This window comes from Brevibacterium sp. NPDC049920 (genome assembly GCF_040656435.1).
Lineage (GTDB): Bacteria > Actinomycetota > Actinomycetes > Actinomycetales > Brevibacteriaceae > Brevibacterium > Brevibacterium pityocampae.
This window is the reverse complement of the sequence record NZ_JBFAMF010000001.1, coordinates 196,667-215,919: the sequence shown is the minus strand read 5'-3', so window position 1 is coordinate 215,919 and position 19,253 is coordinate 196,667. Positions and strand designations below refer to the sequence as shown.

17 protein-coding genes are annotated in these 19,253 nt (G+C 72.5%); 15 read left to right on the top strand and 2 right to left on the bottom strand.

Translation table 11 applies throughout. The annotated features are described in order from the left end of the window. Positions 1-64: 64 nt before the first annotated feature. The 5 genes from msrA to AB0I45_RS00995 all read left to right on the top strand — a co-directional run bounded on the left by msrA (position 65) and on the right by AB0I45_RS00995 (position 7,195). Positions 65-586, top strand: coding sequence for a peptide-methionine (S)-S-oxide reductase MsrA (gene msrA, locus AB0I45_RS01015; RefSeq protein ID WP_295688849.1), 522 nt, complete (start codon positions 65-67; stop codon positions 584-586). After that, positions 583-1,170, top strand: coding sequence for a nitroreductase family protein (locus AB0I45_RS01010; RefSeq protein WP_295688848.1), 588 nt, complete (start codon positions 583-585; stop codon positions 1,168-1,170). The genes msrA and AB0I45_RS01010 overlap by 4 nt, the downstream gene beginning before the upstream one ends. Further along, a complete protein-coding gene (locus tag AB0I45_RS01005) occupies positions 1,167-2,543 on the top strand; it encodes an MFS transporter (protein ID WP_295688846.1) in 1,377 nt (458 codons plus the stop codon). The genes AB0I45_RS01010 and AB0I45_RS01005 overlap by 4 nt, the downstream gene beginning before the upstream one ends. A 216-nt stretch (positions 2,544-2,759) precedes the next feature. Beyond that, positions 2,760-6,326, top strand: a complete 3,567-nt coding sequence (locus AB0I45_RS01000) for an efflux RND transporter permease subunit (RefSeq protein ID WP_295688843.1) — start codon at positions 2,760-2,762, stop codon at positions 6,324-6,326. 5 nt (positions 6,327-6,331) lie between these two features. Then, the gene (locus AB0I45_RS00995; RefSeq protein ID WP_295688842.1) at positions 6,332-7,195 is read left to right on the top strand and encodes a CPBP family intramembrane glutamic endopeptidase; all 864 of its coding nucleotides are present in this window, start codon (positions 6,332-6,334) and stop codon (positions 7,193-7,195) included. 13 nt (positions 7,196-7,208) lie between these two features. On the opposite strand, the gene AB0I45_RS00990 is transcribed toward AB0I45_RS00995, so the two are convergent. After that, positions 7,209-7,850: a VOC family protein gene (locus AB0I45_RS00990; protein ID WP_137318067.1), complete on the bottom strand. Its 642-nt coding sequence runs from the start codon at positions 7,848-7,850 to the stop codon at positions 7,209-7,211. A 257-nt stretch (positions 7,851-8,107) separates the two neighbouring features. Next, positions 8,108-8,644: an inorganic diphosphatase gene (locus AB0I45_RS00985; protein ID WP_137318066.1), complete on the bottom strand. Its 537-nt coding sequence runs from the start codon at positions 8,642-8,644 to the stop codon at positions 8,108-8,110. Between the two features lie 241 nt (positions 8,645-8,885). On the opposite strand from AB0I45_RS00985, the gene dacB reads away from it, so the two are divergent. From dacB to AB0I45_RS00935, 10 genes are all read left to right on the top strand, one after another. Further along, complete coding sequence (gene dacB, locus AB0I45_RS00980) at positions 8,886-10,337, top strand: D-alanyl-D-alanine carboxypeptidase/D-alanyl-D-alanine-endopeptidase (RefSeq protein ID WP_360316104.1); 1,452 nt, start codon at positions 8,886-8,888, stop codon at positions 10,335-10,337. Beyond that, positions 10,334-11,527, top strand: coding sequence for a zinc-dependent metalloprotease (locus AB0I45_RS00975; RefSeq protein ID WP_295688839.1), 1,194 nt, complete (start codon positions 10,334-10,336; stop codon positions 11,525-11,527). Before dacB ends, AB0I45_RS00975 begins: the two co-directional genes overlap by 4 nt. A 56-nt stretch (positions 11,528-11,583) precedes the next feature. Beyond that, positions 11,584-12,753 carry a tRNA lysidine(34) synthetase TilS gene (gene tilS, locus AB0I45_RS00970; RefSeq protein ID WP_295688837.1) on the top strand — a complete coding sequence of 390 codons (1,170 nt, stop codon included), beginning with the start codon at positions 11,584-11,586 and terminating at the stop codon, positions 12,751-12,753. A 44-nt stretch (positions 12,754-12,797) separates the two neighbouring features. Continuing rightward, positions 12,798-13,349: a hypoxanthine phosphoribosyltransferase gene (hpt, locus tag AB0I45_RS00965; protein ID WP_247618241.1), complete on the top strand. Its 552-nt coding sequence runs from the start codon at positions 12,798-12,800 to the stop codon at positions 13,347-13,349. A gap of 209 nt (positions 13,350-13,558) precedes the next feature. Beyond that, positions 13,559-15,751 carry an ATP-dependent zinc metalloprotease FtsH gene (ftsH, locus tag AB0I45_RS00960; RefSeq protein WP_360316099.1) on the top strand — a complete coding sequence of 731 codons (2,193 nt, stop codon included), beginning with the start codon at positions 13,559-13,561 and terminating at the stop codon, positions 15,749-15,751. 1 nt (position 15,752) lies between these two features. After that, complete coding sequence (folE, locus tag AB0I45_RS00955; RefSeq protein ID WP_265809142.1) at positions 15,753-16,316, top strand: GTP cyclohydrolase I FolE; 564 nt, start codon at positions 15,753-15,755, stop codon at positions 16,314-16,316. 4 nt (positions 16,317-16,320) lie between these two features. Beyond that, complete coding sequence (folP, locus tag AB0I45_RS00950) at positions 16,321-17,256, top strand: dihydropteroate synthase (RefSeq protein WP_360316095.1); 936 nt, start codon at positions 16,321-16,323, stop codon at positions 17,254-17,256. Further along, a complete protein-coding gene (gene folK, locus AB0I45_RS00945; RefSeq protein WP_360316092.1) occupies positions 17,256-18,293 on the top strand; it encodes a 2-amino-4-hydroxy-6-hydroxymethyldihydropteridine diphosphokinase in 1,038 nt (345 codons plus the stop codon). Before folP ends, folK begins: the two co-directional genes overlap by 1 nt. Beyond that, a complete protein-coding gene (locus AB0I45_RS00940; RefSeq protein ID WP_295688830.1) occupies positions 18,290-18,751 on the top strand; it encodes a DUF3180 domain-containing protein in 462 nt (153 codons plus the stop codon). The genes folK and AB0I45_RS00940 overlap by 4 nt, the downstream gene beginning before the upstream one ends. Next, on the top strand, positions 18,748-19,221 hold the full coding sequence (locus tag AB0I45_RS00935; protein WP_345030080.1) for a PH domain-containing protein: 474 nt from the start codon (positions 18,748-18,750) through the stop codon (positions 19,219-19,221). The genes AB0I45_RS00940 and AB0I45_RS00935 overlap by 4 nt, the downstream gene beginning before the upstream one ends. Positions 19,222-19,253 lie beyond the last annotated feature (32 nt).

The window sequence follows — 19,253 nt, the reverse complement described above, 5'->3', positions numbered from 1 at the left end:
CACCCGCAGTCCCGCCGGAACACACCAGTGGAATAATCGCCGGGCCGCGGGTGTCCTACACGGTATGCAGACTCTCACTCTGGCCGCCGGGTGCTTCTGGTGCCTCGACGCCGTCTACCGCCGCACCCGCGGCGTGACCGACGTGACCTCCGGGTACACCGGGGGAGAGGTCGAGGACCCGGACTACTACTCCGTGTGCGCCGGCATCACCGGCCACGCCGAGGCCCTCCAGGTCACCTTCGACGAATCGGTCGTCCCCGCCGAGGTGATCCTCGGCCAGTTCTTCACCGGCCACGACCCCACCTCGCTCAACCGGCAGGGCAACGACGTCGGCACCCAGTACCGCTCCGCGATGTTCTACCGCGACGAGGACGAGCGCGCCCGCTTCGCCGCCGCTATCGAACACGCCCAGGAGCTCTTCGACCAGCCCATCGTCACCACCCTCGAACCCCTCGGCACCTTCTACCCCGCCGAGGAGGTCCACCAGGACTTCTACACCCGCAACCCGTACAACGGCTACTGCACGTACATCATCGACCCCAAGCTCGCCCGAGCCCGCGCCGGGTTCGCGGAGTGGATGTCGTGAAGCACTTCGAGGACCCCGTGCTCCAGGCCATGGCCTCGCGCCGCTCGGTGTCGAAGGTCGGCCAGCACACCCCCACGGACGCCGAGATCGCCCGGCTGCTCGCCGCCGTCACCCCGGTGGCCGATCACAAGGCGCTGCGTCCCTGGCGGCTCCTGCTGCTGCGCGGCGACGACCGCCTGCGCCTGGGTGAGGCCCTCGACACCGCCTCCGGCGCCGAGCGCGCCCCCCGCGAGGTCAACCCCAAGCCCCTGCGCGCCGAACTCCTCATCGCCGTCATCGCCTCACCCACCGAACACCCCAAGGTCCCCGCCTGGGAGCAGCACGCCACCGCCGCGGGCGCCGCCCACCTCCTCGAGCTCGCCCTGTGGCAGGCCGGCTGGGGCGTCATGTGGCGCTCCGGACGGGAGGCCAACGCACCGGCCGTCCGCGCCCTCCACGGCCTGACCGACTCCGAGCTCCTCATGGGCTGGCTCTACGTCGGCGACATCGACCCCGCCTTCCGCGAGAAGCTCGCCGCCTCCAACCGGCCCCCGCTCGACCCGGCCCCGTTCCTCGGCCGCCTCCCGGACCCGACGCCGAGGTGACCCGCACCCGCCCGGACACCGCCGCCCCGGGGGCGAAGCTCCCCGCCGACATCTGGGTGCTCGTCTCCGCGGCCTTCATCGTCGCCATCGGCTACGGGATCATCGCCCCCGTCCTGCCCCAGTTCGCCGAATCCTTCGGCCTCGGTGTGACCGCCGCGACGATCGTCGTGAGCTCCTTCGCGTTCTTCCGGCTGATCTCCGCACCCGCCGGCGGGCGCCTGGTCAACCGCCTGGGGGAGCGGCCCGTCTACGTCACCGGCCTCCTCATCGTCGCCACCTCGACCTTCGGCGTCGCCCTCGCCCAGAGCTACTGGCAGCTCCTCCTGTTCCGCGCGCTCGGCGGGCTCGGCTCGACGATGTTCACCGTGTCCGCGATGGCGCTCATCATCCGCCTCGCCCCGCCCACCGCCCGGGCGCGCGCCGCCGGCCGCTACGCCACCGCCTTCCTGCTCGGCAACATCGCCGGCCCCGTCGTCGGCGGCCTCATGGCCGGGTGGGGGATGCGCGTGCCCTTCCTCGTCTACGCCGCCGCCCTCGTCGCCGCCGCGGCCGTCGTGTACTTCCGGCTCGGCCGCAACGAACGCCTCCTCGCCGCCGAACAGGCTGCCCAGGACCAGGACGACCACGAGCCGGCAGACCGGGGCCTGGTCACCGACGGCGGGGATACCGGGACCGCCGCCGAGGCGCCCGCAGCACCTCAGCCCGCCCCGAGTGCCGCCGAGCCCACCGCACCGGCCGAGCCCGCCCCCGACCGCTCGGTCATGCGTTTCCGCGAGGCCTGGCGGGACTCCGCCTACCGGGCAGCGCTCGTCTCCGGGGCCGCCCACGGCTGGACGTCCATGGGCATCCGGGTCGCGATCTACCCGCTCTTCGCCCTCCACGTCCTCGGCGCGGGAGCTGGGGTGTCCGGACTCGCGCTCACCGTGTTCGCCCTCGGCAACACCGTCGCCGTCGCCGCGGTGGGCCGCTGGGCCGACCGCCTGGGCCGCCGCCCGTTCATCCTCACCGGCCTGCTCATCATGGGCGTGAGCACGATCGCCCTCGGCTTCTCCGGCAGCGTCGCGGTGTTCTTCGTCCTGTCCGCGATCGCCGGGATCGGCGCCGGCCTGCTCAACCCGTCCCAGCAGGCCGTGGTCGCCGACGTCGTCGGACCCCACCGCGCCGGCGGCGTCGTCCTCTCGCGCTACCAGATGGCGATGGACACCGGAGCGATCTTCGGGCCGATCATCGCCGGCCTCCTCGCCGAATCACTCGGCTACTCCGCAGCCTTCGCGGTGTCCGGCGCGGCGGTCCTCCTCGCGTTCGGCGCCTGGCTCTCCGGACGGGAGACGCTGCCGTCCCGCGAGGACGGGTCCCAGCCGGCCCAGCGGTAAGAGCCCACCGCCTCGCGCCCGGCCCGCGAGAGCGCACCGTTGTCGGCCGAGCTGCGGGAGCCACCGCCTCGCGCCCGGCCCGCGCTCACGTCCCGCGACACCCCGCCGCCGGGTGGGGAAACCCCGACCCGGATCCGGGGAGAACCCTGAGCGCCCCCGCACGCACCGACTCCTAGGATGGTGGGGACCCACCTCCCGGACGAAGGACCTCCCCCTGTGAACCAGCTGACATTCATCAGCCTGAAGAACCGGGCGCTCATCGCGCTGATCTCCGTGTGCGCGGTGATCTTCGGCGTCATCGGGGCCGGCGCCCTCAAACAGGAGCTCTTCCCCTCCTTCGAGCTCCCGCAGTCGTTCATCTCCGCCCAGTACGAGGGCGCCTCGCCCGAGGCCGTGGAATCCGAGGTCGTCGAACCCCTCGAAGCTGCGCTCAACGGCGTCGAGGAGGTCGAATCGGTGTCCTCGGTGTCGTCGACCGGCTCCGCCCAGATCACCGTCGAGACCGCCTATGGCACGAGCTCCGACGACATCGTCCGCTCCCTCCAGCGCGCCGTGTCCCAGGTCGAGTCCCAGCTGCCCGACGGGGTCGAGCCCACGGTGATGTCCGGTGGGCTCGACGACTTCCCGATCATCGTCTTCTCCGTCACCGGCGGGGAGGACACCGACCAGCTCGCCGCCGACCTCGAGGACATCGCGGTCCCGGAGCTGCGCGACATCGAGGGCGTCCGGCAGGTCGAGGTCGCCGGCGACCTCCCGCAGGAGGTCGCGATCACCGTCCGCGAGGACGACCTCGAGGACGAGGGGGTGTCCGTCGACCAGCTCGCCTCGATCCTCCAGGCCAACGGCGTGCCCACCTCGGCCGGTGCGCTCGAGACCGGCGAGGGGTCCGCCCCTGTGGAGATCGGCACCCGGATCCGCAGCGTCGAGGCGATCGCCGACATCGCTCTCGCCGGACCCGACGGCCCCGTGCTCGTCCGCGACGTCGCTGACGTCGAGCTCCGCGACGAGGAGGCCACCTCGATCTCCCGCACGAACGGCGAGCCCTCGCTCACCCTCTCGGTGTCGAAGAAGCCGGACGCGAACACCGTGGAGATCTCCAACGCCGTGATCGCCGCGCTGCCAGAGATCACCGACACCATGGGCGGCGACGTCGAGTTCGTCACGGTGTTCGACCAGGCGCCGTTCATCGAGCAGTCCATCGAGGACCTCATGACCGAGGGTCTGCTGGGCCTCGTGTTCGCCGTCGTCGTCATCCTCGTCTTCCTCTTCAGCGTCCGCGCGACGATCATCACCGCGATCTCCATCCCCCTCTCGCTGCTCGTCACCCTCATCGGCCTGTGGCTGGGCGGGTACACGCTCAACATGCTCACCCTCGGAGCGCTGACGATCTCGATCGGCCGCGTCGTCGACGACTCGATCGTCGTCATCGAATCGATCCGCCGCCGCCACTCCCTGGGCGGCTCGAAGTTCTCCAACATCCTCGCCGCCGTCGGCGAGGTCGCCGGCGCCATCACCGCCTCGACCCTCACCGCGGTCGCCGTGTTCCTCCCGCTCGTCTTCGTCTCCGGGCAGACCGGCGAGCTGTTCCGGCCGTTCGCGATGACCGCGACGATCGCGCTGCTGAGCTCGCTGCTCGTCGCGCTCACCATCGTCCCCGTCCTCGCCTACTGGTTCCTCCGGGCCCGCGAGAGCCGGGTCAGGCTCACCCGGGAGCAGAAGGCCCGCGTGAAGTCCGACCGGAAGTCCGCGCTCGCGGAATGGAAGGCCGAGCGGAAGGCCGCCCGCTCCCGTGAGGTCGACGTCGAGAACCCGTCGGGTCGGCACTCGACGTCCGAGCTGCCCATCGTCGGCCCGCGGACCGACGACGAGGCCGCCGAGGTCGACGAGCTCGCGAGCCTCAAGTCGCCGGTCACCCGTCTGCAGAAGACGTACCTCCCGGTCATCGGGTTCACCACCCGGCACCCGGTGATCACCGTCGTCGCCTCGCTCCTCGTCCTCGTCGCGACCTTCGCGATGACCCCGCTGCTCAAGACCGAGCTGTTCGGCGACACCGGAGAGGACAGCGTCCAGGTCATGCAGACCTTCGAGCCGGGCACCGAGCTCGAACAGGCCGGCAGGGACGCCGAACCGGTCGAGCAGGTCATCGCCGACCACCCCGACGTCGAGTCCTACCAGCTCTCGATCGGCGGCGACCTCGCGTTCGGCGGCGGTGCGACGACCGGCAACTACTTCGTCAACATCGCCCCCGGCACCGACACCGGTGCGTTCGGCACCGAGCTCCAGGAGCAGCTCGACGAGCTCACCGATGTGGGCGACGTCGAGGTGCTCGCCGGCGGCACCATGCCCGGTGGCTCGACGATCGACGTCACCCTCACCGCGAACGACCCCGACGAGCTCGAAGCCGGCGCCGAGGCGCTCACCACGGAGCTCGAGGACCTCGCCGAGGTGCAGTCGGTGTCGACCGACCTCGAGGCCGTGCAGCCGATCATCGAGGTCGACATCGACCGCGAGGAGGCCGCGGACAACGGCCTGTCGGAGTCCGAGATCGGCAGCCTCGTCGCACGGGCGATGCGCGGCCAGCAGCTCGGCGACGTCGTGCTCGACAACATCTCCCACCGCGTGCTCCTCTACGACGGGAACGTCGAGACGGTCGAGGAGCTCCGCGACTTCGAGATCACCTTGCCTGCGCAGCCGGCCGCAGCTCCCGCTCCGGCAGCCCCCGCACCCGGCGGTCCCGAGGGTGGGGCCGGCGGCCAGGCACCGGGGGGTCAGGCTCCCGGCGGCGGGGCGCAGGCACCCGGCGGTGCTCCCGCTGTGCCGGCCCCGGAACCGGAGCCGGAGACGATCACCCTCGACGAGGTTGCCGACGTCAACGAGGTCATGACCGCGCCGACGATCACCCACTCCGACGGTCTGCGCTCGGTCACGGTGAGCGTCACCCCGGCCGGCGACGACCTCGGCGCGGCGAGCACCGCGGTCACCGGTGCTCTCGACTCCGCCGAACTGCCCGACGCGGTGAGCGCGGACATCGGCGGTGCGACCGCGGAGCAGACCGAGGCGTTCACCCAGCTGGGCCTCGCGATGCTCGCCGCCGTGCTCATCGTGTTCGTCATCCTCGTCGCGACCTTCAAGTCGCTGCTCCAGCCGCTCATCCTCCTCGTGTCGATCCCGTTCGCCGCGACCGGGTCGATCGGGCTGCTGCTGCTCACCGACACCCCGCTCGGCCTCACCGCGATGATCGGTCTGCTCATGCTCATCGGCATCGTCGTGACGAACGCGATCGTCCTCATCGACCTCATCAACCACTTCCGCGCCCGCGGGGTGCCGCTGCGCACCGCGGTGGTCCAGGGGTCGCGCCTGCGCTACCGGCCGATCCTCATGACGGCGGCGGCGACGATCTTCGCGCTCGTCCCCATGGCGCTCGGCCTCACCGGCGGCGGCGTGTTCATCTCGAAGCCGCTCGCGATCACCGTGATCGGCGGCCTGGTGAGCTCGACGATCCTCACGCTCGTCCTCGTCCCCGTGCTCTACCAGCTCCTCGAGGGCATCAAGGAGCGCCGGGCGGAGAAGCGGGCGATCACCGAGATGGCGCGCGGCCGGGTCATCGACGAGGCCGAGGCGGCCGAGGACTCCCGCCGCGAGGCCGAGCGCTCCGAGCGGATCCGCGCCGAGGCCGCCGCGAGCGGGGGCGGTGCGAGCGCCGACAGCGGGAGCGATGACCGCGTGAACGGTGACGCGGGTGGGACCGACTCGGCTGAGCCGGGTCCCGCCGCTGAGCGGTGACACCGGTGGTCGAGCGCCTCGGGCGGCCGCGCTGGGGGTGGGAGCTCACGCTCGTCGCCGCGCTCGCGCTCGGCCAGTCGGCGGTGTACGCGCTCGTCCGGCTCATCGACATCTCCACCCGCGGACCGCTCACCGAGACCCAGGCCCGGCTCAACGTCGAGGCATCCCCGCGGCCGTGGTTCGACCTCGTGTACCAGCTCCTCGGCATCGGGTTCGCGCTCGTGCCGGTGCTCCTCGTCCTGTTCCTCCTCAACCGCGACCGGGTGTGGGCGGCCACCGGTGCCGACCTCGGCGGCGGGCCAGTTGCCCTGCGGGGGCTCGGCTTCCGAGGGAGCCGGAAGGCGGACGCCGTGCGCGGTGAAGGCGCGGCGGATGTCCGGCCGGCGCTCCAGCGGATCGGGTTCGACCTCCGGCGTCCCGGCTGGGACCTCGGGACGGGAACGCTGCTCTTCCTCGTCATCGGGATCGGCACGCTCGGCGTCTACGCGACCGGCAGGGCGCTCGGGCTCACCGCCGAGATCCTGCCGAACAACCTCCAGGCCTACTGGTGGACGGTGCCGGTGCTCCTGCTTTCCGCGGCGAAGAACGGCATCCTCGAGGAGGTGCTGCTCTTGGGCTACGGCGTCGACCGGCTCGAGAAGCTTCGGCTGGGGCCGTGGGCGATCATCATCGGGCTCGCCCTCTTCCGCGCCTCGTACCACCTGTACCAGGGGGTCGGGCCGTTCGTCGGCAACGTCCTCATGGGGCTGCTGTTCGGCTGGCTCTACCTGCGGTGGCGGCGTGTCATGCCGTTCGTCGTCGCCCACACCCTCATCGACGCCGTGGGCTTCCTCGCGCCGGGCATCCTCGCCGCCGTCGACCCGCTCTGAGAGCGCCGGCCGCTCAGAGGGTGATGGGGCCCCGGGGGGTCTCGAAGGTCACCGACATCAGCCCCGGGGTGCCGTGCGGGGCGGTCCAGGCGATGCTGATCTCCGGGATCGGCTTGGGCTCGTCGGTTCCCAGCCACTCGCGCAGCCGGTCGCGGTCGCCGGCGATCTCGAGTGCGGAGATCGTCACGCCGGACTCCGCGCCGCGCGCCGAGGGGTGCTGGGTTGCGGGGGAGAGCCAGTGGATGAAGAACGGCAGCTGAGGGTCGGCGATGAGGCCCTTGACGCCGATCTGCTTCCACAGGAGCTCGACGCCGTCATCGGGAGTGCGGTTTCCGTCGACGGCCTTGCGCTCGAGGCGGTCCTCGACGGGGGCGAGGTCGCTCACCGACACGCACCAGCCCATCCAGCCGCCGCCGAGCTCGCTGCGGGCGCGCACGGCCTGGCCGAAAGGGGTGCTCAGCGCGGCGGGGTGCTCGAGGGCTTCGACGACCTCGAGGTAGTGCCCGTCGGCGAGCGGGAAGATGAGGTTGCGGGTGCCGAACCGCGGGTGGACGCCGCCGTCGTACGGTTCGATCCCGAGCTTCTCGGAGATCCGGGCCGCGGTGGCCTGCAGACCGTCGTGTTCGCTGGCGAAGGAGACATGATCGAGATGCATGCCACGAGAATCCCATATCGCCGCCGCGTCTGTGAGTTAGGTCACCCTAACTTGTTTTCTGTGGCGCGCGTCACTCTCTCGCGCGTGCGGCGGAGCACCTGCACCCGGCTGATCCCTGAATACGACTGAGGTGTCGATCCAGTGCGGATTCCCGTGCGGAACCGTACTGGATCGACACCTCAGCGGAGGAGCGGGAGCGCGGCAGGCGCCCGGCCGGAAACCCGACTCGACTCGCCGCTGCGCGCGGGGACCTCAGCTCACTCGACGTCGCGGCCCTGGCGGCCTTCGCGGTCGTCGGGCTCGGAGGGCTCGCCGGCGGCCTGGAAGCGCTCGAGCGAGGCCTTGACCTCCGCCTCGGCCTCCTCGCGGCCCACCCAGTTCGAGCCCTTGACGAACTTGTTCGGCTCGAGGTCTTTGTAGTGGACGAAGAAGTGCTCGATCGCGTCGCGGGTGAAGGAGTCGACGTCGTCGATGTCCTGGATCGCGTCCCAGCGGGGATCGCCGGCGACCACGGCGAGGACCTTGTCGTCGCCCCCGGCCTCGTCGGTCATCTTGAACATGCCGATCGGGCGGACGTCCACGCCGCAGCCCGGGAACACCGACTCGGTGAGCAGCACCATGACGTCGAGCGGGTCGCCGTCGAGGCCGAGGGTGTCCTCGAAGTACCCGTAGTCCGTGGGGTAGGCCATCGAGGTGTAGAGGTAGCGGTCGAGCTTGACGTGACCGGTCTCGTGGTCGACCTCGTACTTGTTGCGCGAACCCTTGGGGATTTCGACGGTGGCGAGCAGTTCCATGCGGACTCCTAGAAATGATGTGCGAACGGGGTGCACGACGTGCTGTGTGCGGCGCCACGAGCATTGTGCGACTCCACTAGCATAATGAAGGGCGAGCCGCGGCCCGCAATCGGTCCACGCGCCGCGCACCGCGTCATCACAGCGGCGCAGGGCCGGTACTGTTCCCGAGGCGCCAGCCGGGACCACCCGGCCCGCACCACCGCACATCGCACCACTGCACACGACAGGACAGGACGGTCACGTGGAGGACACCCGAGGCAGCCGCCGCGACGCCCGGCGCCGCGACCGGCGCCGTTCGCGTGCCCTGCCGCTCACCGCCGGCGCCCTGGCTCTGGCGCTCGTGGGCTACGGGACCGCCGACGCCTTCGACGTGGCCCCCGGAATCCTCACCCTCGACCCGCCGATCACCGTCCAGGCGCTGCCGAAGCCCGAGGCCGAGGCGGCCCCCGCCGAACCGGTGAGCCCTCTGCCGGAGTCCGCCCCGATCCCGCAGGACCTCGCCTCGCGCATCGATCCGATCCTCGACCAGGACGGGATGACCGGCGGGATGAGCATCGACATCCGCGACGCGATGACCGACGAGGTGCTCTACACGGCGGACGAGAACAGCGCCAAGACCCCGGCCTCCGTCACCAAGGTCCTCACCGCGGCCGCCGCGCTCGGCACGATCGGCGCCGACACCCGCTTCCGCACCGAGACCCGCCTCTCGGGCCAGTCCGACGCCGGCGCCACCGTGCACCTCGTGGGCGGGGGAGACGTGCTGCTGGGCACCGGGGAGTCGAAGCCCGACGGCGTCATGGGCCACGCCGGGCTCGGCACGCTCGCCGCGGACACCGCCGCCGCCCTCAGCGAGGCCGGTATCGACACCGTCACCGTCGCCGCCGACCTCTCCCGCTACTCCGGGCCCGCGTTCAACCCCGGCTGGGACCGCGCGGACATCGGCAACGGCTACATCTCACCCATCGAACCCCTCATGACCGATTCCGGGCTCACCTCCACCCAGCGCGGCACCCCCCGCCAGGAGGACCCGGCGCAGGTCGCGCTCGACGCCTTCGCCGCAGCCCTCGAAGGCCATGGCATCGCCGTCGACACCGCCGCACCCGCTCCTGCACCCGAGGGCGCCACGGACCTCGCGTTCGTCGAGTCCGCGCCCGTCGCCGGGGTGGTGCGCCACCTCATGCTCGCCAGCGACAACGTCGTGTCCGAGGCGATCGGCCGGGAGGTCGCGCTCGCCCTCGGCCGCCCCGGGGCCGCCGCCGAGGCGCCCGCCGCGGTCATCGACGCGCTCGCCGCCCAGCAGCTCGACACCGGTTCGATCGAGCTCTCCGACACCTCCGGACTCGACTACGCGAACCGGATCTCCGCGCACGACCTCACGACGATCCTCCAGGAGGCCGCCTCCACCGACGGCGACCTCTCCCTCCTCCTGCCGAGCATGCCGGTGGGCGGGCTGTCCGGCACCCTGTTCGACCGCTACCTCGACGAGGACACCCGGGACGCCGCCGGGAAGGTGTCGGCGAAGACCGGCACCCTGCGCACCGTGACCTCGCTCGCCGGCTCCGTGCTCACCGCCGACGGCCGGCTCATCGTGTTCTCGATCCTCGCCGACGACCTCGACCCCGGCACCGCCGGCCGCGCCCGGCAGGTCGTCGACGAGGCGGTCACCGCGATCGCCGACTGCGGGTGCCCGTGAACCTCATCTCCGTCCCCGCCGTCATCGCTGCCGCCCGCGAGCTCATGCCGCCCGGCGCGCTGCCGGACCCCGCCGAGGCGCGCGCCCTCGTCCACGACCTCCGCGAGGCGGCGGAGACCTCGACCGACCTCGTCCTCGACGCGATGCGCCTGGCGCCCGCGGTGGAGGACGCCGCCCGGGCGCGCCTGGCTGCCGGGGAGACCCGCGTGGTCGACCGGCTCGGCTGGGTGCAGGCCAACGCGGAGACCTTTGCGAGCCTTCTCTCCGGCGCGCAGCCGGGCGAGTCCGGCGGGGCGCGGGAGCGCGGCACGGCGCACGGAGGAGTGCCCACGCCGGGCGGCACCGCCGGGACCGGACCCAGCGACTCGCGTGGAACCGGGCCCGAGGGTTCGCGCGGGACCGTGCCCCAGGGTTCGCACAGCCCCGGCATGCTCCGGCGGCTGCGCGATCGTTCGGCGCGGACCACGGCCTCGGTGGAGCTCGGCGGGGCGCTCGCGCTCGTCGGCTCCCGGGTGCTCGGCCAGTTCGACCCCTTCGCCGGGGAAGCCGGGGTGCTCTACCTCGTCGCCCCGAGCGTGTGGGAAGTCGAGCACGCCCTCGACGTCCCGCCGCGCGACTTCCGGCTCTGGGTCGCCCTCCACGAGCGCACCCACCACGTCCAGTTCGCCGCCGCGCCCTGGCTCGCCGATCACCTGCGCTCCCGGATCGACGGACTGCTGAACCCGCTGCTCGGCGCCGAGGCCGGCGACGGGTTCCTCGACAGCCTGCGCGCCCTGCCGGATGCGCTGCGCGAGGGCGAGAGCCTCCTCGACGCGGTCGTCGGACCGGAGCAGGCCGCCGCGGTCGAGGAGATCGGCGCCCTCATGAGCCTCCTCGAAGGCCACGCCGACGTCCTCATGGACACCGTCGGCCGGAAGGTCATCCCGCGCGTGGGCCGGATCCGCCGGGCCTTCGACGCGCGGAGGCGTTCGGCCACCGGGATCCGCGCGATCGTCTCCACGCTGCTCGGCATCGACGAGAAGATCGCCCAGTACGCCCGCGGTGCCGCGTTCGTCCGCGCCGTCGTCCGCGATCGCGGCCACGACGGGCTCGCCGCCGTGTGGGAGGCCCCCGAGCTCCTGCCGAGCGCGGCGGAGATCGCCGAGCCCGCACTCTGGCTCGCCCGCGTGCCCCGCCCCGGCGACGCCTGAGGCTGCTCCGATGGCAGGACCACGGCCGAGGCGGCGGCGATGACGGGACCGGCAGGATGACCGGGTCGGCAGGGAGTCGACTGCCGCGCCTGGACCGGGCGACCGCGGAGATCCGCAACGCGGTGCGCGCCCTGCTCGCCGAGGCGCCCGCCGACTCACCGGATCACCCCGCCGTCGCGGCCCCGGCCCCGCCGCACGAGCAGGAGCCCGCACCGGAGTTCGTCCTCGCGGTGTCCGGGGGAGCGGACTCGATGGCGCTCGCCGCCGCCTGCGCCCACCTCGGCACCCGCCCGGACCCGGGACCGAGCCTCCGCTCAGGAGCTGGCACCGCTGTCGGCACCCGCCCGGACCCGGGACCGAACTCCGCACCAGCAGCACCCGCTCCCCGCTTCCACGCCGTCGTCGTCGACCATGGCCTCCAGGACGGCTCCGCCGCGAACGCCGCCGCAGTCGTCGAGCGCCTCACCGGCCTCGGCCTGTCCGCGGAGTCCGTGCGCGTCGCCGTCGACCCCGCTCACGGCGGCATCGAGGCCGCCGCCCGCACCGCCCGCTACACCGCCCTCGAACGCATCCGCACCAGCCGCGGAGCGGCGGCGATCCTCACCGGGCACACCCGCGACGACCAGGCCGAGACCGTGCTCCTCGGGCTGCTGCGCGGCTCCGGCGCCCGGTCCCTGGCCGGCATGCGGCCCCGCTCCGGGTACCTGTGGCGGCCGCTCCTCGACATCACCCGCGCACAGACCCGGGCCTCCTGCGCCGCCTCCGGCATCCCCGTATGGGAGGACCCGATGAACGCCGACCCCCGGTTCGCGCGGGTCCGCGCCCGCACCCGCGTCCTGCCCGTGCTCGAGGCCGAGCTCGGCCCCGGCGCCGCCCGCGCGCTCGCCCGCACCGCCGCCCTCCTCGCCGCCGACTCCGACGCACTCGAGGCGCAGGCGGCGGCCGCCCGCCCGGCCCATACCTCGGGCCCGGAGGTGCACGCGAGCGCTGCCGGACTCCCGCAGGCGGTGCGCACCCGGGTGCTGCGCGACTGGCTGCGCGAGCACGCCGGCACCGCGCAGGAGGTCGGCGCCCACCACGTCGAGGCGGTCGACGATCTGCTCACCGGGCGGCGCCGCGGCGCGGTCTCGGTGCCCGGCGCCGCGGAGGTGCGGCGGACCGCCGGCGGAGGGCTGATCTTCACCCTGCTCGGCCTGCCGGCCCCCACCGGTTCTGGGATACGCTGAGACCGGACCCCGAGCATCGCGCACAGCACCGAGGAGCTGACACAGTGGATCAGAACGACCTGGGCACCGACATCGAGAAGGTGCTGGTGACCGAAGCGCAGATCGCGCACCGCCTCACCGAGATGGCCTCCGACATCGACCGCGATTACCAGGGCAGGGACGTGCTCCTCGTCGGCGTGCTCAAGGGTGCCGTCATGGTCATGGCCGACCTCGCCCGCGCACTCCACTCCCCGGTCCGGATGGACTGGATGGCCGTGTCCTCCTACGGCTCGGGCACCAAGTCCTCCGGCGTCGTGCGGATCCTCAAGGACCTCGACACCGACCTCAAGGACCAGCACGTGCTCATCGTCGAGGACATCATCGACTCCGGCCTCACCCTGTCGTGGCTGCTGTCGAACCTCCGCTCCCGCGGCGCGGCCTCGGTGGAGATCTGCACGCTGCTGCGCAAGCCGGAGGCCGTCAAGGTCGAGCTCGACGTGCGCTACGTGGGCTTCGACGTGCCCAACGAGTTCGTCATCGGCTACGGCCTCGACTACGCCGAGCGCTACCGCAACGTCCCCTTCGTCGCGACGCTCGCCCCGCACGTCTACCAGTGACCCGCCGCGGCCGCGAGCCGCGGCACGAGGCCGAGGCGCGAGGCCGAGGCACGGTGCCGAGGCGCGGGCGCCTCGGCACCGGTGGCCCACCGGCGCTGCGGTCCGCCGCCACCTGGCGGCTCCAGCCCTTCCGCTCCGTCACAGGGATTCCCAACCCACTCGGGTAGGCTGACCGTGCTCCGAACCGATCCGTCTGCCTGAGAGGACCCATGGCCGAGACCAAGAAGAGCGGCACCGACGTCAAGAAGCTGGCGCGCGGGCCGCTGATATGGATCATCCTGGCCATCATCATCGTGTCCTTCGGCACCATGCTGCTGTCCGGTGGCGGGTTCCAGCGGATCGACACCGATCAGGGGCTCAAGCTGCTCTCCGACGGCAAGGTCGAGCAGGCGAAGATCGTCGACAACGACCAGCGCGTCGACCTCGTTCTCACCGAGGACTTCACCGTCGACGACCGCGAGTACGGCACGCAGGTGCAGTTCTACTACGTCGAACCCCGCGGCGAGGCCGTCGTCGAGGCCGTGGAGCAGGCCGCCCCGGAGCAGGGCTACACCGACGAGGTGCCCCGCCAGTCGTGGCTCACCACCCTGCTGCTCAACATCGTCCCCTTCATCATCATCATCGCGATCTTCTGGTTCCTCGTGTCCCAGATGGGCGGCGGCGGCAAGATCATGAGCTTCGGGAAGTCCCGCGCCAAGCTCGTCAACAAGGAGAACCCGGACGTCACCTTCGCCGACGTCGCCGGCGTCGACGAGGCCCTCGAGGAGCTCGAGGAGATCAAGGAGTTCCTCGCCGAGCCGAAGAAGTTCCAGGACGTCGGGGCGAAGATCCCCAAGGGCGTCCTCCTCTACGGCTCCCCGGGCACCGGCAAGACCCTGCTCGCGCGCGCCGTCGCCGGCGAGGCCGGGGTCCCGTTCTACTCGATCTCCGGCTCCGACTTCGTCGAGATGTACGTCGGTGTGGGCGCCTCCCGCGTGCGCGACCTGTTCGAGCAGGCGAAGAACAACTCGCCGTGCATCATCTTCATCGACGAGATCGACGCCGTCGGCCGCCAGCGCGGCGCCGGCATGGGCGGCGGGCACGACGAGCGCGAGCAGACCCTCAACCAGCTCCTCGTCGAGATGGACGGCTTCGACGCGACGAGCAACGTCATCCTCATCGCCGCGACCAACCGCCCCGACGTCCTCGACCCCGCGCTGCTGCGCCCGGGCCGCTTCGACCGCCAGATCTCCGTCGAGGCCCCGGACATGAAGGGCCGCCAGCACATCCTCGAGGTCCACTCCCGCGGCAAGCCGCTGGCCCCCGACGTCGACCTCGGGATGGTCGCCAAGCGCACGCCCGGGTTCTCCGGCGCGGACCTGGCCAACGTCCTCAATGAGGCCGCGCTGCTCACCGCGCGGATGAACAGGACCGTCATCGACAAGTACGCCGTCGACGAGGCGATCGACCGCGTCATCGCCGGCCCGCAGAAGCGCACCCGGCTGATGAACGACAAGGAGCGGCTCGTCACCGCCTACCACGAGGGCGGGCACGCGCTCGTCGCCGCGGCGATGAACCAGACCGACCCCGTCACCAAGGTCACGATCCTGCCGCGCGGCCGGGCCCTGGGCTACACCATGGTCATGCCGACGGAGGACAAGTACTCGACCACCCGCAACGAGCTGCTCGACCAGCTCGCCTACGCGATGGGCGGCCGGGTGGCCGAGGAGATCGTCTTCCACGACCCGACCACCGGGGCGAGCAACGACATCGAGAAGGCGACCGGGATCGCGCGGAAGATGGTCACGCAGTACGGCATGAGCGAGAAGGTCGGCATGGTCAAGGTCGGCGAGGACAACTCCGAGCCGTTCGCCGGCAAGGGCTACGGCCACGGCGTCGACTACTCCGAGGACACCATCAGGGTCATCGACTCCGAGGTCCGCAGCCTCATCGACGAAGCCCACGCCGACGCCTACTGGGCGCTGACGACCAACCGCGACGTCCTCGACGCGCTCGCCCACGAGCTGCTCGAGAAGGAGACGCTCGACCAGCACGAGCTCGCCGCGATCTTCGCCCCCGTCACCAAGCGCCCCGTGCGCGAGGTGTGGCTCGCCAACGACGACCGCCCGGTGTCCGAGCGCGGCCCCATCCCGATCCCGGAGCGCCGCCTCAACCCCTTCGAGCCCGAGGTCATGGCCGGCGGCTCGCACGCGCCGGGTGCCGGAAGCCCGGGTGCCGGTGGTCAGGGCGGCCCCGGTCCCGACGGGCCGGGCGCCCCGGGTGCCGGCGGTCAGCCGCCGGTGCAGCCGGGCCCGACCCCGCCGGGCGCCGGCCCGCAGCCCCCGCACGAGGGCCACGGCGGCGTGCCCCCGCAGGGCCCGACCCAGCCCCCGGAGAGCGGACCCCAGGGCCCGGTGCACTGACATGGTCGACCAGCCGCGCATCGAGGCCGCCGTGCGGGAGATCCTCGCCGCGATCGGCGAGGATCCCGACCGCGACGGCCTCAAGGGCACCCCGGCCCGCGTCGCCCGCGCCTACGAGGAGATCTTCTCCGGCCTCGGCCGCGACGCCGCCGAGGTGCTCGGCGTGCACTTCGACGTCGGCTACGACGAGATGGTGCTCGTCCGCAACATCGAGATGTACTCCACCTGCGAGCACCACCTCGTGCCCTTCCACGGTGTGGCCCACATCGGCTACATCCCGGGCACCGACGGGTACGTCACCGGGCTGTCCAAGCTCGCCCGGCTCGTCGACATCTACGCCCGCCGCCCGCAGGTGCAGGAGCGGCTCACCGCGCAGATCGCCGACGCGATGGTCACCCACCTCAACCCCGCCGGTGTCATCGTCGTCGTCGAGGCCGAGCACCTGTGCATGTCGATGCGCGGCGTGCAGCGCCCCGGCGCCTCGACGATCACCTCCGCGGTGCGCGGCCAGCTGCGCGACGGGGCCTCCCGCGCCGAGGCCATGAGCCTGATCCTGGGGAAGTGAGCCGATGCGGACGCAGATCATGGGCGTGCTCAACGTCACCGCGGACTCGTTCTCCGACGGCGGCCGCTGGCTCGACTTCGACCAGGCGGTCGGCCACGGCATCGCGCTGCTCGAGGCCGGCGCGGACATCATCGACATCGGCGGGGAGTCCACCCGCCCCGGCTCCGTCCGGGTGCCCGAGGACGAGGAGCTCGCCCGCGTCGTCCCCGTCACCCGCGAGCTCGCCCGGCAGGGTGCGGTGATCAGCGTCGACACCATGCGCGCCGCCGTCGCCCGGGCCGCACTCGACGCCGGCGCCCGCATCATCAACGACGTCTCCGCCGGGCTCACCGACCCCGCGATGCTCGGCGTGGCCGCCGAATCCGGCGCCCCCATCGTTCTCATGCACTGGCGCGGCCTCCTCACCGACGCCCACGCCGAGTACGCCTACGACGACGTCGTCGCCGAGGTGCGCACCGAGCTCAGCGAGCGGATCGACGCCGCGCTCGCCGCCGGGATCGCCGAATCCGACATCATCCTCGACCCCGGCCTGGGGTTCTCGAAGAACGCCGAGCACAACTGGCAGCTCCTCGCCGGCCTCGACGCCTTCACCCGGATGGGCTTCCGGCTGCTCGTCGCCGGCTCCCGCAAGCGCTTCCTCGCCTCCCTGCTCGACCCGCAGGACCCGGCCGGCGTGACGAACACCGACCGGGACTCAGCGACCGCCGCGATCAGCGCCTACTGCGCCCGCGCCGGGGCCTGGGCGGTGCGCGTCCACGAACCGCGCAGCTCCCTCATCGCCGTGCAGGTCGCCGAGGCGCTCGCCGAGCACGCCGCCCGCGCACCCGAGCTGCCGCTCGACCCGGCCGGGGCGGAGGACTCCCCGAGCCCGGAGGCGGCAGTCGGGCCGGGGACCTCCCGCCCGGCCCCCGGCACCCGACCGGACTCCGAGGTCCCCTGATGGACCGGATCCGGCTCACCGGGCTGCGCGCGTTCGGACACCACGGGGTGTTCGACCATGAGCGCACGGACGGGCAGGAGTTCCTTGTCGACCTCGAGGTGCCCGGAGACCTCTCCACGGCCGGGCGCGGCGACGCGCTCGCCGACACCGTCGACTACGGGGTGCTCGCCGAGGAGGCCGTCGCGGTGATCACCGGGGAGCCCTTCGACCTCATCGAGAGCGTGGCGGAGGGGATCGCCCGCCGCTGCCTGGCCCACTGCGCGCAGATCACCGTCACCGTCCACAAGCCGCAGGCCCCGATCCCGCACGCCTTCGCCGACGTGTCCGTCACCGTCACCCGCTCCCGAGGCGCGAGCAGCGCGGGCAGCCGGCCCGCCGGGACCGGTGAGGCGCAGGCCGGGACCGAGAGCGGTGGCGACGCGGCGCGGCAGCGCCCGGCCCGCGCGGTCCTCGCGCTCGGCGCGAACCTCGGCGAGCCGCTCACCGCGCTCCGCACCGCGGTCGCTGCGCTCGAAAGACACCCGCACATCACCGTCACCGCGGCCTCCCACGTGTACCGCACCGCACCCGTCGGCGGGGTCGAGCAGCCCGACTTCCTCAATGCCGCCGTCCTCGTCGACACCGCACTCACCCCGCTCGAACTCCTCGGCGTCGCCCAGGGGATCGAGGTCGCCGCCCACCGCACCCGCGACGTCCGCTGGGGCCCGCGCACCCTCGACATCGACCTCATCCGGTATGCCGCACCGGGTGCCGAGCTCGACGACCCGGCGCAGCAGATGCGCCTCGCGCTGCCCCGCCTCGACCTGCCCCACCCGCGGGCCGCCGAGCGCGCCTTCGTCCTCGCCCCCTGGGAGGAGATCGCCCCCGGCGCTCGGGTGGAGGTCGCCGGTGCGGCCGTCGGCCTCGCCGAGGCGATCGCCCGTGCCGCCGACGCCGGCGGGGTCGAGCGCACCGCGGACACCCTGGGGCCTGCGGTTCCGGAACCGCCCACCTCCCCGGCACCGCAGCCGGCTCCCGGGAGTGAGGAGGCGCGATGAAGCAGACCACCTCCACGCAGCTCTTCAGCTGGGGGTTCGTCGGACTCCTCGCCTCGCTCGCGTTCCACTACGTGTGGGAGTCGCTCGGCCAGGCGCTGCCCGGCCTGCCGTGGCCGGCGATCCTCGGGATGATCGTGCTCTCCCTCGTCCTCCTCGTCCTCGGCTGGCCGATCAAGAAGTGGAACGACGGCGACCGCAGCCGCGACATCGACCACGTCGCCGCCGCTCGCACGGCGATGCTCGCCAAGGCCGCCTCGCTCACCGGGAGCCTGCTCACCGGCTGGTACCTCGGCGCCGCCGCCTACCTGTTCATCAGCGCCGGCGGGGTGCGGGCGAGCGCCGCACTCGGCATGCTGCTCGCCGTCGCCGCCTCGGCGATCCTCATGATCGTAGGGCTCATCGTTGAGTCCTACTGCACCCTGCCACCCGACGACACCGCAGGAGCCGATCCCGCATGACCGACATCGAGTTCGTCCCCGTCAGCCGCAAGCTCATCGGGGTCCACCTCCTGGGACTGCTCATCTGGATGGTCCCGCTTCTCATCCCGATGATCGTGCTCGGCGTGATCTTCGAAGCCGTGCGTCCCTGGATGTGGGCCGCCGCCGCGCTGTGGCTCGTCGTCGTCGTGTGGAGCGCGATCGTCCTCATCCGCCAGGTCGGGCGGCTCGGGTACGCCGAGCGCCCCGACGACCTGCTCATCCGCCGCGGCATCCTCTTCCGCTCGACCACCGTGGTGCCGTTCGGGCGGATGCAGTTCGTCGACGTCAAGTCCGGGCCGATCGAGCGGCTGTTCGGGCTCGCCACCGTCGAGCTCCACACCGCCTCCGCCGCCACCGACGCCTCGATCCCCGGCCTGCCCGCGGCGGAGGCCGAGCGCCTCCGCGACGCGCTCGCCGCCCGCGGCGAGGCCCGGCTCGCAGGGCTGTGATCGCCGATGACCGGAATGCCTGATCCAGGAGC

Coding starts and splice junctions, on each gene's coding strand:
- msrA (WP_295688849.1), top strand. CDS start 65: ATGCAGACTCTCACTCTGGCCGCCGGGTGCTTCTGGTGCCTCGACGCC.
- AB0I45_RS00990 (WP_137318067.1), bottom strand. CDS start 7,850: ATGCATCTCGATCATGTCTCCTTCGCCAGCGAACACGACGGTCTGCAG.
- AB0I45_RS00985 (WP_137318066.1), bottom strand. CDS start 8,644: ATGGAACTGCTCGCCACCGTCGAAATCCCCAAGGGTTCGCGCAACAAG.
- tilS (WP_295688837.1), top strand. CDS start 11,584: ATGACCGGGTCGGCAGGGAGTCGACTGCCGCGCCTGGACCGGGCGACC.
- ftsH (WP_360316099.1), top strand. CDS start 13,559: ATGGCCGAGACCAAGAAGAGCGGCACCGACGTCAAGAAGCTGGCGCGC.
- folE (WP_265809142.1), top strand. CDS start 15,753: ATGGTCGACCAGCCGCGCATCGAGGCCGCCGTGCGGGAGATCCTCGCC.
- folP (WP_360316095.1), top strand. CDS start 16,321: ATGCGGACGCAGATCATGGGCGTGCTCAACGTCACCGCGGACTCGTTC.
- folK (WP_360316092.1), top strand. CDS start 17,256: ATGGACCGGATCCGGCTCACCGGGCTGCGCGCGTTCGGACACCACGGG.
- AB0I45_RS00940 (WP_295688830.1), top strand. CDS start 18,290: ATGAAGCAGACCACCTCCACGCAGCTCTTCAGCTGGGGGTTCGTCGGA.
- AB0I45_RS00935 (WP_345030080.1), top strand. CDS start 18,748: ATGACCGACATCGAGTTCGTCCCCGTCAGCCGCAAGCTCATCGGGGTC.